The following is a 12,874-nucleotide window of genomic DNA, read 5'->3' on the forward strand; positions in this document are numbered from 1 at the left end:
GCCTAGGCTCGCCATGCCCTCGCTCCGGTCCTGCTCCGTGGGCCCGCCGCCATCGGCCATCCATGGCCGGGGGCGGCTAACCCGGCATCCATGCCGGGTTGCCCACTGCGCAGAACCTCCACTCGGCCTCTCGAGGGGGCGCTCAGATCAAGAGCTGAAGGCGAGCTAACGCTCGGCCTGATGAGTGGTGAGAAGCAAAAGCGTACGCGATTCCCTGTAGGAGCCGGCTTGCCGGCGAAAATCGTTTGCACACCGAGTTCATTCAGACAGCACGCGTTATCGTTGACGTCCATCGCCAGCAAGCTGGCTCCTACAATTTTGACCGTGTGAACCCAATCACCGTGTAGGAGCCGGCTTGCTGGCGATAGCGGTGGGTCATCCAACATATTTATTGACTGGACGGACGCCATCGCCAGCAAGCCGGCTCCTACAGGGGGATGCGTACGATCAAAGAGCCAGGTCGGCTGGCAGGCCGCCTCGCTTTTGCTTTGGCTTTTGCTTGGTTTTTGATTTTGATCTGCCCCGTCGGAAGGCCGAGTGGAGGTTCTGCGCAGTGGGCACCGCGGCAAGGATGCCGCGGTAGCCGCCCCCGGCCATGGATGGCCGATGGCGGCGGGCCCACGGAGCAGGACCGGAGCGAGGGCATGGCGAGCATTAGCGAGCCACCGTACGTCAGGGGCAAAGCCTTTTGGTTCCTTTTCGGCGTTTGGAAAAGGGACTCGCCGTAAGGGCGAAACCATAAGCAGCCGTTACCGCAGCAATGGATATGTACACCATCAAAAAACTCATAGCCTGACACACAGCCATCGCCAGCAAGCCGCCTCCTACAGGATCCGGGTGAACCCTGCGGAAGCAACGCCAGACTCAGGCCAGGCTTTTGCTGACCACTTCAAACACATCACTGGACAGTTGACCCGAAGCACGAATCCGCTCCAGCTCCCCTTTCATCAACGCCTGACGAGCATCGTCGTATTTGCGCCAGCGCGTCAGCGGCGCCAGTTGGCGAGAAGCAATCTGCGGGTTGAACCCGTTCAGTTCGATGACCAGATCCGCCAGGAAGCGATACCCCGAACCATCCGCCGCATGGAAGTTGATCAGGTTCTGCCCGGCAAACGCGCCGACCAACGCCCGCACCTTGTTCGGGTTCTTGATGTTGAACGCCGGATGCTGCATCAACTGACGCACACGTTCCAGCCCACCCGGCAACGTACTGCCCGCCTGAACGCTGAACCACTGATCCATGACCAGCGGATTGTCCTTGAAGTGCTCGGCAAAACCGGCCAGCGCCAGGGCTTTTTCCTCTTCGAACGGCGAATTCACCAACACCGCCAATGCCGTCAGGCGCTCGGTCATGTTGTCGCTGGTCTCGAACTGCTCAAGCGTCGCCGCCATTACTTGCGATTGACCGCTGAGCATCAGGTACGACAGCGCAATGTTCTGCAAGGCGCGACGGGCAAAGTGTTCGGCTTCGGCAATGTACGGGGTTTGTTTCGACAAATCGCGGTTGGCCTGGTAACGCGACCACAACGCCTCGAACAAACCGTCTGCCAACGCCTTGCGGGCAAACTCGCGAGCGATGTGGATGGCGTCAACGTCAGCCACTTCGCTGATCTCGGTCAGATACGCCTCACCCGGCAGCGAGAGCATTTCGGCGACCATTGCCTGATCCAGCGACTCGTCCGACAGCACGGTGCGCAAGGCCGAAATCAGGCGCTGATCCAGCACCAGTTTCTCGCCCTTCTGCTGCTGGGCGATCAGCTCTTGCAACACTTGCACCGACAACTGCTGACCGGCATCCCAGCGGTTGAAACCGTCGCTGTCGTGCTGCATCAGGAACATCAGTTGGTCGCGGTTGTACGGGAAGCTCAGTTTCACCGGCGCTGAGAAGCCGCGCAGCAATGAAGGCAGCGGTTGTTCAGCGATATCGACAAAGGTGAAGGTCTGTTCGGCTTCGGTCACCGAAATGACACGCGAGGTGCCCTGAGCGCTGGCTTCGCCGGACAGGCGCAAGGCAACAGGCGCGCCTTTGGTGTCCAGCAGGCCCAATTCGACCGGGATCACGAACGGCAGTTTTTCAACCTTGTCCGGAGTCGCCGGGCAGCTCTGACGGAACGTCAGGCTGTAGGTTTTCGCTGCTGCGTCGTAGGACTCGCTCACCGCCAGACGCGGTGTGCCAGCCTGGCTGTACCAGCGTTTGAACTGGGTCAGGTCGACACCGTTGGCATCTTCCATGGCTTTGATGAAGTCATCGCAGGTCACGGCCTGGCCGTCATGGCGCTCGAAATAAAGGTCGCTGCCTTTACGGAAACCTTCGGCGCCGAGCAAGGTGTGGATCATGCCGACCACTTCCGAGCCCTTTTCGTACACGGTCAGGGTGTAGAAGTTGGAAATCTCGATGAAGCTGTCCGGGCGCACGGCGTGAGCCATGGGGCCTGCGTCTTCGGCGAACTGGTGAGTGCGCAGGTAAGCCACGTCCTGGATGCGCTTCACGGTGGCCGAGTTCATGTCGGCTGAGAAACCGGAATCGCGGAACACGGTGAAGCCTTCCTTCAGCGACAACTGGAACCAGTCGCGGCAGGTCACGCGGTTGCCCGACCAGTTGTGGAAGTATTCGTGGGCGACGATCGCTTCGACACGCTGGTGCGCGGCGTCGGTCGCGGTTTCGGCGCGAGCCAGCACGGCGCTGGAGTTGAAGATGTTGAGGCCCTTGTTCTCCATGGCGCCCATGTTGAAGTCGTTGACCGCAACGATCATGAAGATGTCCAGGTCGTATTCACGACCGTAGACTTCTTCGTCCCAGCGCATGGATTTCTTCAGGCTGTTCATGGCGTGCTGGCACTTGTCGATGTTTTCCGGTTCGACGTAGATGCGCAGCGCCACGTTGCGCTCGGTCATGGTGGTGAAGGTGTCTTCGACGCACCACAAATCACCGGCCACCAATGCGAACAGGTAGGCCGGTTTCTTGAACGGGTCTTCCCAGGTCGCCCAATGGCGGCCGTCTTCGCCAGGACCGCTGGCAATCGGGTTGCCGTTGGACAGCAGCACCGGGTAGCTGTGCTGTTCCGCGACGACCGTGGTGGTGAACGTGCTCATCACGTCCGGGCGGTCGAGGTAATAGGTGATCTTGCGGAAGCCTTCGGCCTCGCACTGGGTGCAGAACATCGTGCCGGACTTGTACAGGCCTTCCAGCGCGGTGTTGGTTTCCGGGTGAATGCGTACGCTGGTGTCGACCGTGAAGCTGGTGCTGGCCGGATGCAGCGTCAGGTGGTTCTCGGTCAACTGATAGTCGGCAGCCGTCAGTTCGCGGTCGGCCAGGGTCACCGACAGCAGATCGAGTTGCTGACCGTCCAGCACCAGCGGCGGCAGGCCCGGGCCACGCTCAGGATTGCGGCGCATCACCAGTTGCGCATGGACCAGGCTGTGGTCCTCGAACAACTCGAAGGTCAGGTGCGTCTCGTCGATCAGGTACTCAGGCGCCTGATAGTCTTTCAAATAGATCATCTTCGGTTGTTCGGTGCGCATGCTGGAGTCCTTACTGATGCACGGCGAGCTGATAAGCCGTGTATTTACGAATATTGATCACGCCGGTATCGAAGATCAGGTACTGGCCCTTGATCCCCAGCAGCGTGCCTTCGGCAATCGGGTTCTTGTCCAGGTTGAAGCTGACGATTTTGGCCGGGTATTGCTCCACCGGATAACGGATTTCCAGCGGCTCGGCATCGCTAATAGTCTGGATCGCCTGAAGACCAAATCGTTCCTGCAAGGCTTGCAGGCCTTCGGCGCAGCTTTCAAACAGCTGATCACGAACTTCGGCCAGGTCCACCGAAACCGCTTCGCCCTTGAGTAAAGCACGCCAGTTGGTCTTGTCCGCCACCTGACTGCGGAACAGGTCTTCGACGAAGCCTGACTGCTGACGGGTCGCGACACGCATGATCGGCAACGCCTGACGAGCGCCCTGGTCGATCCAGCGCGTCGGCAGTTGGGTCGCGCGGGTAATCCCGACTTTGACCCCGGACGAGTTCGACAGATACACGATGTGATCGGTCATGCAGAACTTCTCACCCCACTCCGGCTCACGGCAGGTGCCGGCGTCGTAGTGGCAGCGCTCCGGGCTCATGATGCAGACATCGCACTGCGCCAGTTTGGTCATGCACGGGTAGCAGTAACCCTGGCTGAAACTGGTTTTGGTTTTGCGTCCGCAATGGGAGCAGTGGATCGCCCCCAGGTATTCCAGACGTACCGTGGTGCCGATCAACGGGTTGACCGGCACTTCGACATCGTCCAGACGAAACGCGTACTGCACGTCGGCCCCATCCAGGCGGGCCGACATTTTACTGATTGCACCGCGGCCAATCTCGATCAATGGATGGCATCCGACTTGAACAGGATATTAGGCACTTCAATCGACTTCGAGCCGCATTCCTGCACGCCCATGTAACCGGTGCGCTGGTCTTCGGGCAGGTTCTGGATTTCCCAGGCGATCATCGCTTGCAGCGACAGTTCGCGTTGCTCGGCGGTGAGTTTGCCACCGTCGGACCATTTGCCGATTTCCACCGCCAGTTTCAGGCTCTGGTAGATATCGGGGGTGATGTTTTTGATCATTTCGTTAAAAGAGGACATCAAGGTCTCCGAACTTACATAACTTTTTTAGGCGGCCAGTTTACGGCGGTTGTACAAACCACCCAACAAACCGGTGAAGCATCCGATGAGTAACCCGCCGACGTGGGCGGCGTTGGCGATTTCACCGAAGCCGATCATCGAGACCAGCCCGGACAGGCACAGCAGCAGCCACACCAGCATCATCACCAGGACCCCGCGAGGCAGGCGATAAGCGCGGTTTGGCGACAGGAGCTGAAAGATCCAGCAATGCCCGAGCAGGCCATACAGCACGCCGGACAACCCGCCAAACAAGGTCGGGCCGCTGAAATAAAACTGCGCGTAGTTCGACACCAGGGCGAACAGCAGAGTCAGGCCGATCAGGTTGATGCCGCCTTGACGCGACTCAATGCGTCGCCCCAGTTCCCAATACCACATGCCGTTCATGGCCAGGTGGAGGATGCCGAAGTGGATCAGCATCGGCGTCACCAGACGCCACCACTGCCCCGCTGCCAGGCTGTCGGCCAATGGCGTGAAATGGATGTATTCGCCGACCACCCGGAAATCGAGGAAGGTCAACCAGCGCATCGTCTCGAGGTTTTCGCCCAGCAGCGTCACCGCACCGACGATCAGGCTCAGCAGCAGCACCGCCGCCGTCGCTTTGGCGTGGCGCAATTGCTCGACGAAACCGGGACGCTTCGCGGTTATCGCCACCGGGATGTCCAGTTGCTGATCGGGATCACCCGTCGGAAAACGCTCATACAACGCACGCACGTCTTCACTGATATTGGCGGGCACCCACAGCACCTGCTCGCCCAGCTCTTCGCTGACCCGATGCGGCACCTGCATGCGTTGCAGCAGTTTGACGAACCCGCTCAGATCCACCGCCAGCGGCAGGCGTAAAACCGCCACGGCGCTCATCGCAGTGCCTCCGGCCGTTCGACGTCGACCCAGACGAATTTGTGCGGATCGAGCCGGGTTTCCTGGTCCAGTCGATAGGCGACCAGCTTGCCGTAAAGCACCGCGCTGTAATCCAGGCAGGCCAGGTTCGGGCGGATCGGCGCCGGTTTGCCGCTGCGCCAGTAGTGGCCGACGAACAACAAGGGCTCGTCAACGCCATAACGCAGCAAGGTGTTTTTCTCGGTGGACGACAGCGGCGTCCGGGCCACGGGTTCCGGTAAAGCGTCAGGCTGGAACACGATGTCTCCGTAGGTTTGCGGGTCGTCTTCCCAGAATTTGGTGCGGAAGAACGAGCGCGTCAGGCCATCGCCGCTGGTCATGGTCAACCCGTCAGGCAAGCGCATGTCGGTGCCGCGCAGCAAACGGTCGAACACGGTGCAGGCAAAACTGCCCGGCACGGCCGAGGCCTGGAGGAAATGTTCATCGACGCAGCCGTCGTGAAACAGAGCGCGTAGCGGCTCGATCAGGCCCGAATCCCAGCAGGCGTGGACCACACGGAAACGCCCGGCATCCACAAACAGCGGCAGTTCGTAGAACCATTGCTGGAAGTCATGCCAGTCGGCGGGATGGTCTTCAAACTGGGTCAGGGTTTCACCCAGCAGGCGCGCATGACGCGGCGTGTGTTCACGGACGAATTGCTTGCCGCTGCCCGGCGGCGCTGGCGTGCTCCAGCCGAGTGCGTTGAATTCATGGTTGCCCATGATGCACAACGCCTGGCCGGCCTCGACCATGTCGTGGACGATGTGCAGCGCCTCGCGAATCCGCGGGCCGCGGTCGATGATGTCACCGACGAACACCGCCATGCGCGACGGATGCCGCCAGACGCCGCCCTGTTTGTGATAACCGAGCAGGTCGAGCAAGTGCTCAAGGGTCAGGGCGCAACCGTGCACGTCACCGATAAGGTCATAACTTCGCGCGGGATCGAGCATCAGTCGCCTCCACCCCCCAACTTGCTGCCCCAGCCGAGTTTGGTCCGGCAGACTTCGTAGTAGTTGTGGTCAAGCGGATGAATCAGCCGCAGCTTCTGCGCTTTCTTGCTCACGGTGATGGTGTCACCCGGCGCGCAGGTGAAGTGGTTCTGCCCGTCACAGGAGACTTGCGGGTAGATCTGCATATCCTTGGACACGACGATTTTCAGCTCACTGTTGCCATCGACCACAATCGGTCTACCCGACAAGGTATGGGGGTACATCGGCACAATCACAATAGCGTCAAGTTTGGGGTGCATGATCGGGCCGCCCGCCGACAGCGCGTACGCGGTCGAACCGGTCGGCGTGGCGACGATCAGGCCGTCGGCCTTCTGGCTGCAGACGAACTGGCCGTCGATGTACAGCTCGAACTCGATCATGCGTGTCGATTTGCCGGGGTGCAGCACCACGTCGTTCAGCGCATCGCCCTGGCCAATGGCCTCGGCGTGGCGGCGGACTTCGGCTTGCAGCAGGAAGCGGTTTTCCACCAGATAGTGGCCGTCGAGTACTTCGGCGACTTTGACTTCCAGTTCATCGGGGCGAATATCGGTCAGGAAACCGAGGCTGCCACGGTTGATGCCGAGCACCGGAATATTGTGTCGGGCCAGTGCGCGTGCGGCACCAAGCAGGCTGCCGTCACCGCCGACCACAATCACCATGTCACAGACTTCACCGAGCATCTTGCGCGACGAAGTTTGCAGGCCATGACCCGGCAGGACTTCAGCGATGGTGTCTTCGAGGATCACGTGCAGGTGACGATCGAGCAGAAACCGTTTCAGTCGGCGGACGGTATCCAGCACCTGCGAACTGCCCAGGCGACCGATGATGCCGATATTACGAAATTGCTCCATGGTGCCCCTACGGTTTGCGACGGCGAAAACCACGATTATGGGCGAAAGCGCGGGATAGACAAAATCCTTTCAGCCACAAGGGCGCACTCAGGTTTAGGGCTATGCTCGCAAGATGATCCTATTTCCCGATTTGCTGCAGTTACCCCACCAGTTGCGCCACCCCGAGGTCCGCGACCTGGCCTGGGTCATCCTCGCGCCGCCGATGCTGGAGGTCACGCCGTGGCCGCAACGCCATCCACTGGCCGGCAGTGACTGGGTGCAGGCGCCGGAACGGCTGGAACTCTGGCTACGGCAACTGGATCACGACAGCTACGACTTGCTGCACTGGCTGGCCCAGGCCCGGACCCGGCGCTTGGGTCTGTATTACGAACGGTTGTGGCAATACGCCGTGCGCCATGCACCGGGCATCAATCTGATTGCCGCGAACATGCCAATCCGTCGCGAAGGCCACACGCTGGGCGAACTGGACATGCTGCTGCGCGATCGCGACGGCGTGCATCACCTGGAACTGGCGATCAAGCTTTACCTCGGCCCGCAAAACGGCGCGGGGCATAACACCGCGCAATGGCTGGGGCCGGGCTGCCATGATCGGCTGGACCGTAAACTGGCGCACCTGAGCCAGCATCAGCTGCCGATTTCCGCGCGACCGGAGAGCCGCGAGGTCCTGGCGGCGCTGGATATCCAGCAGTTCAGTGCGCATTTGTGGCTGGGCGGCTATCTGTTGTATCCGTGGCCGGGGCAATCCGAGCCCCCAAGTGGTGCGCACCCGCAGCATTTGCGCGGTAGCTGGCTGCATCAAAAGGACTGGAATGATTTTGTCACGCAGCGGCCATTCGGTCGCTGGCAACCCCTGCCCCGCCATGCCTGGCTGGCACCGGCGCACTACCCGGCCGAGCAGACCTGGAGTACGCAACAGCTGCAAGCGTGGCTGAGCGATCTGGAACCGCTGGCGCCGGCGCAGTTGCTGGTTCGGTTGATCGAAAATGCGAATGGGGAGTGGGAGGAAGCGGAGCGGTTGTTTCTGGTGGCGGATCTTTGGCCGAATGTGCCGGGTGGGGGTTGAGATTTGCGGTATCCGGGAGGACGTCATCGCCAGCAAGCCGGCTCCTACAGTTGTTCACAAGTCCTGTAGGAGCCGGCTTGCCGGCGATAGGGTCGATGCGGTCTAAACGGACAACCGCACAGCCAACGCCGCCAACGTCACCAACAACACCGGCACCGTCAACACAATCCCGACCTTGAAGTAATACCCCCAGCCGATCCGAATGCTCTTGCGCTCCAGCACATGCAGCCACAACAACGTCGCCAGACTGCCAATCGGCGTAATCTTCGGCCCCAGGTCACTGCCGATCACGTTGGCGTAGATCATCGCCTCCTTCACCACTCCGCTCGCCTGACTCGCATCAATCGACAGCAGACCAATCAGCACCGTCGGCAGGTTATTCATGATCGACGATAGAAGCGCCGTCAGCACACCCGTGCCCATGGCCGCGCCCCAGACGCCGTAACCGGCAAAACCGTCCAGCCAACCCGCCAGATACCCGGTGAGCCCGGCATTACGCAGACCGTAGACCACCAGGTACATGCCCAGCGAGAAAATCACGATCTGCCATGGCGCTTCTTTCAGCACCTTGCGCGTGGAAATCTTGTGGCCTCGGGCAGCAATGGCCAGCAGCAACGCCGCGCACACCGCCGAAATGGCACTGATGGGAATACCCAGCGGTTCCAGCGCAAAACACCCGATCAACAGGATCAGCAACACCGCCCAACCGGCATAAAACGTCGCCTTGTCATGGATCGCACTGGACGGATGTTCCAGTTGCTCAGGGTCGTAATCCTTGGGAATGTCGCGCCGGAAAAACCACATCAACACCGCCAGTGTCGCCGCAACGCTCACCAGGTTGACCGGAACCATCACCGCCGCGTAGCGATTGAAGCCGATGTGGAAGAAGTCGGCGGAAACGATGTTCACCAGGTTCGACACCACCAGCGGCAGGCTGGCAGTGTCGGCAATAAACCCGGCGCCCATCACGAACGCCAGGGTCGCCGCCGGGGAAAAGCGCAACGCCAGCAGCATGGAAATCACGATGGGCGTGAGGATCAGCGCCGCCCCGTCATTGGCAAACAAGGCAGAGACCAGCGCGCCGAGCAGCACCATGTAGGCAAACAACTTGCGCCCACTGCCCCGCCCCCACCGCGCGACATGCAGCGCCGCCCAGGCAAAGAACCCCGCCTCATCCAGCAACAGGCTGATGATGATCAGCGCGACAAAGGTGCCGGTGGCGTTCCAGATGATCTGCCACACCAGCGGAATATCACTGAGGTGCACCACACCGAAAATCAGCGCCAGCACGGCGCCGAACACCGCACTCCAACCGACACCGAGGCCTTTGGGTTGCCAGATCACCAGGGTGATGGTCAGCAGGAAAATCAACGACGCAATGAGCATGCAAAGCAGCCTTCAACAGAAATCAGGGATTAACAGCAACGTACAGGTCGATCGGTCATGGCTTGAAGGCGTGCGACATCGGCAGCCAGCCAGCCTTGATGTTCAGCCAGCGCGCCGTGCAGCAGAGTGACGACCCAAGGCGCCAGGTCCGGGTGCAGGCGATAGAACACCCATTGCCCCTGACGGCGGTCCGCCAACAGACCATTGCTGCGCAAGAGCGCCAGATGACGGGAGATTTTCGGCTGACTCAAGTCCAGCCCGGCGGTCAACTCGCACACGCACAACTCGCCTTCACGGGCGATCAACAGCGCGATACGACTGCGCGTGTCATCGGCCAGGGCCTTGAAAACATCGACGGGACTGTAAGAGTCGGACATACAGGGAAACGCCTCCGGACAAACGAGGCGTGAATATATGGAATTTCGAATATCCAGTAAAGCAAAGTCTGGAAACGATTATTTGATGCCGCCGCTGCCGAGCCTGCATTTGGCAGCGGCTATCAAAGTGATATTCAGACTTTCTTATGCTGCTCGACCCACAGCCCGTAAGCATTGATGAAACTCTGCAAAAACGGCTTCACCGTCTCGGACAATCTGCCCGCTTCATCGAAGGCCGAACCGGCACCGCTCAAGTAGGCTTCCGGTTGTTGCATGCAAGGCACATTGAGAAACACCATGGACTGGCGCAAATGATGGTTGGCGCCAAACCCGCCGATAGCCCCCGGTGAACAGCTGATCACCGCACCCGGCTTGCCACCCCAGGCGCTCTTGCCATATGGCCGCGAACCGACGTCGATTGCGTTCTTCAACGGTGCAGGAACCGAACGGTTGTATTCCGGGGTGACGAACAGCAACGCGTCGGATGAACTCACTTGTTGCCGGAAAGTGCTGTAGGCTGCCGGCGGTGATTCGCCATCGATGTCTTCGTTGTAGAGCGGCAAGTCGCCAATTTCGACGATGTTGAGCTTGAGATTTGCAGGTGCCAGATCGGCCAGGGCCAACGCCACCTTGCGGTTGATCGATTCCTTTCTCAAGCTGCCGACCAGAACGGCGATCGTGTAGACATTGCTCATGGAAGATTCTCGACTGTCCGATGGAAAGAGCTTGTAGTTATAGATGACGATTCAAGCAGTGGGCGACTGAAAAACGCCGCCCCTGACTATTTTTTTCCTGTAGGAAAACTTACCTCGCCCAACCACGGTCTACAGAACCGCAAATTGAGTGATTTATCTCCAGAGGTTCTAAGCAGATGGCAGCAGTACTCGTCAGTCAGTTCCATGCAAGAGACGCGGAAGGCCGTGTCTATTCCGTGCATGAGTTCCAGGAATCCACCCCTTCGGCAGACGGCCTCACCGCTGTCACCACTTACAAGCTGGCCATTGGCGATCGCGTCAACAAGCTTGATGAGAACGAGTTTCTGCTGGTGCAATCGGGCGTCACCCTCATTCGTGAACCCGAAGCCAGCGTCGCCTCATAACCTCGCGTTATGAGCAGAAGTCTTATGCGCGGACTTGGGTTAGGATTCAGCCACTGACTCCCTCACCTGCTGAACATGGACTTCACGCATGCGTTTACGTCATATCGAAGTGATCCAGGCGCTCCTGCAGACCGGTCACCTTGGCACCGCCGCCGAATGGCTGCAGTTGCCACTGGCCGAGGTCGAAGGCATTCTGCGTGACGCTGAGAGTCAGTTGGGTTTCATGCTGTTTTCCAGCGTGCGTGGACGCTTGCAAGCCACGCGCGAGGCGCGGGAGCTACAGGTCGAAATCGCCCACGTCTACGATGCGCTCGAGCCGGTCCTGCGACTGGCCAGCAGCCTCAAGCAATATCAGGCCCCACCCCTTCGCATCATTTGCACGCCGCCCCTGGCACAACAGTTGTTGCCACAGAGCATCGCGGCGTTGCGCCGGCGTCTCCCCGACGTGCCTTGCAGCCTCCTGAGCCAACCCACCCGCGACATCGTCAGAAGCCTGCTGCTGCGCGAAAGCGATCTGGGCCTGAGCCTGCACGATCCCGACCACGCCGATATTCATTGCCAGGTGATTGCCCAGGGCAAACTCCAGCTGCTGGCCCCCCATGGCTGGCTGCAACCGAAGCAAAAGTACATTTCGCTGCAAGACCTGGCGGGGCAGTCGATGGTTGGCCTGGAAGGTCATGATCCGCTGAGCCCGGCGCTCGACAACAAACTGCACGCCCTGCGCCCTGCCCCGGTGATTCACACCCGGGTTCAGACTCACCAGATGATGCGCAGCATGGTCGAAGCCGGTGAAGGCCTGGCGATTGTCGACCCGTTCACCGCGCTCGGGGCCAAATCCGCCGGCCTGGATGCCTGCCCGCTGGCGCCCGCCGTGCCGATCAGCGTCTACGCCCTGACCCTGAAGAACGGCGAGCCTTCCCCCGCCCTTCAGGCACTGCTGGACATCATCACGGAACAAGCCGTGGCGATGTTGGCGAACTGATCGGGCTTTCCAGCGGGTTGTCGAATAATCGATACCAGAACAATGCGATTTCGGCGGTGTTCGGGTCGATGCCGCGATAGCGCAGGTGATCGACACCGCCCATCACATAACCGCAGCGCTCATACAGCCGACATGCGCCCAGATTGTTGTTCTGGGTTTCGAGCATGATGCCCGGCAGTTTTTTCTTGCGGCTCCAGAACTGCGCCACATCCAGCAGCGCCTTGGCCACGCCATGCCGCCGTGCCGGCGCATGCACCGCCAACTCGTCGATGTGGGCAAAGCCGTTCCAGTTGGTGCTGACCACCAGGTGGCCCACCGGCTCATCATCGAGATAAGCCATGAAAATCGCGCTGTCGGCGGCGTCGCGGAAACTGCTGAATTCCTCGGGATCGATGCCATAGCACTTGCGGTAAGGGGTGATTGGCGTGACCGACCACTGCTCCATCGGTTTGCCGATTTCGGCGGCGACATAGGCCGTGACTTCAAAACTGAAATCACTGCCCCAGATGTAAGCCGCAAAGCCGTCGTCGGCAACGCGAACCGACAGCCCTGGGTATTTCGGATTCATGACGGGTTGCATACTGGGAAAGGT

13 protein-coding genes are annotated in these 12,874 nt (G+C 60.1%); 3 read left to right on the top strand and 10 right to left on the bottom strand.

Annotation, left to right across the window (positions count from 1 at the left end):
• Positions 1-864 precede the first annotated feature (864 nt).
• Genes pepN through IB254_RS04080 form a run of 6 tightly spaced genes read right to left on the bottom strand, consistent with a single transcriptional unit; the run spans position 865 to position 7,375 of the window.
• Complete coding sequence (gene pepN / locus IB254_RS04055; RefSeq protein WP_192416496.1) at positions 865-3,522, bottom strand: aminopeptidase N; 2,658 nt, start codon at positions 3,520-3,522, stop codon at positions 865-867.
• A gap of 10 nt (positions 3,523-3,532) precedes the next feature.
• A complete protein-coding gene (locus tag IB254_RS04060; RefSeq protein ID WP_192416497.1) occupies positions 3,533-4,363 on the bottom strand; it encodes a DUF2797 domain-containing protein in 831 nt (276 codons plus the stop codon).
• A complete protein-coding gene (locus IB254_RS04065) occupies positions 4,360-4,620 on the bottom strand; it encodes a YeaC family protein (RefSeq protein ID WP_008028592.1) in 261 nt (86 codons plus the stop codon). Before IB254_RS04065 ends, IB254_RS04060 begins: the two co-directional genes overlap by 4 nt.
• A 27-nt stretch (positions 4,621-4,647) precedes the next feature.
• Positions 4,648-5,517, bottom strand: coding sequence for a rhomboid family intramembrane serine protease (locus tag IB254_RS04070; RefSeq protein ID WP_192416498.1), 870 nt, complete (start codon positions 5,515-5,517; stop codon positions 4,648-4,650).
• Positions 5,514-6,488 carry a metallophosphoesterase gene (locus IB254_RS04075; protein WP_177318166.1) on the bottom strand — a complete coding sequence of 325 codons (975 nt, stop codon included), beginning with the start codon at positions 6,486-6,488 and terminating at the stop codon, positions 5,514-5,516. The genes IB254_RS04070 and IB254_RS04075 overlap by 4 nt, the downstream gene beginning before the upstream one ends.
• The gene (locus tag IB254_RS04080; RefSeq protein WP_007988608.1) at positions 6,485-7,375 is read right to left on the bottom strand and encodes an NAD(+) kinase; all 891 of its coding nucleotides are present in this window, start codon (positions 7,373-7,375) and stop codon (positions 6,485-6,487) included. The genes IB254_RS04075 and IB254_RS04080 overlap by 4 nt, the downstream gene beginning before the upstream one ends.
• 112 nt (positions 7,376-7,487) lie before the next feature.
• On the opposite strand from IB254_RS04080, the gene IB254_RS04085 reads away from it, so the two are divergent.
• Positions 7,488-8,438: a DUF1853 family protein gene (locus IB254_RS04085; RefSeq protein ID WP_192416499.1), complete on the top strand. Its 951-nt coding sequence runs from the start codon at positions 7,488-7,490 to the stop codon at positions 8,436-8,438.
• A gap of 102 nt (positions 8,439-8,540) precedes the next feature.
• Here IB254_RS04085 and IB254_RS04090 read toward each other — a convergent pair whose 3' ends face one another.
• The 3 genes from IB254_RS04090 to IB254_RS04100 form a co-directional block, all read right to left on the bottom strand.
• Complete coding sequence (locus IB254_RS04090) at positions 8,541-9,824, bottom strand: arsenic transporter (RefSeq protein WP_008028602.1); 1,284 nt, start codon at positions 9,822-9,824, stop codon at positions 8,541-8,543.
• A 29-nt stretch (positions 9,825-9,853) separates the two neighbouring features.
• Entirely contained in the window at positions 9,854-10,201 is a 348-nt protein-coding gene (locus IB254_RS04095; protein WP_008028603.1) for a metalloregulator ArsR/SmtB family transcription factor, read from the bottom strand.
• Between the two features lie 134 nt (positions 10,202-10,335).
• Entirely contained in the window at positions 10,336-10,896 is a 561-nt protein-coding gene (locus IB254_RS04100; RefSeq protein ID WP_192416500.1) for an NADPH-dependent FMN reductase, read from the bottom strand.
• A 176-nt stretch (positions 10,897-11,072) separates the two neighbouring features.
• On the opposite strand from IB254_RS04100, the gene IB254_RS04105 reads away from it, so the two are divergent.
• Both IB254_RS04105 and IB254_RS04110 read left to right on the top strand, forming a co-directional pair.
• A complete protein-coding gene (locus IB254_RS04105) occupies positions 11,073-11,300 on the top strand; it encodes a hypothetical protein (protein WP_008028606.1) in 228 nt (75 codons plus the stop codon).
• 88 nt (positions 11,301-11,388) lie between these two features.
• Positions 11,389-12,282 carry a LysR family transcriptional regulator gene (locus IB254_RS04110; protein ID WP_192416501.1) on the top strand — a complete coding sequence of 298 codons (894 nt, stop codon included), beginning with the start codon at positions 11,389-11,391 and terminating at the stop codon, positions 12,280-12,282.
• On the opposite strand, the gene IB254_RS04115 is transcribed toward IB254_RS04110, so the two are convergent.
• Positions 12,248-12,862, bottom strand: coding sequence for a GNAT family N-acetyltransferase (locus tag IB254_RS04115; RefSeq protein ID WP_192227359.1), 615 nt, complete (start codon positions 12,860-12,862; stop codon positions 12,248-12,250). The two genes, IB254_RS04110 and IB254_RS04115, sit on opposite strands and share 35 nt — an antisense overlap.
• Between the last annotated feature and the right edge of the window lie 12 nt (positions 12,863-12,874).

Origin of the sequence: Pseudomonas sp. PDM03 (genome assembly GCF_014852385.1) — a bacterium.
GTDB lineage: Bacteria > Pseudomonadota > Gammaproteobacteria > Pseudomonadales > Pseudomonadaceae > Aquipseudomonas > Aquipseudomonas migulae.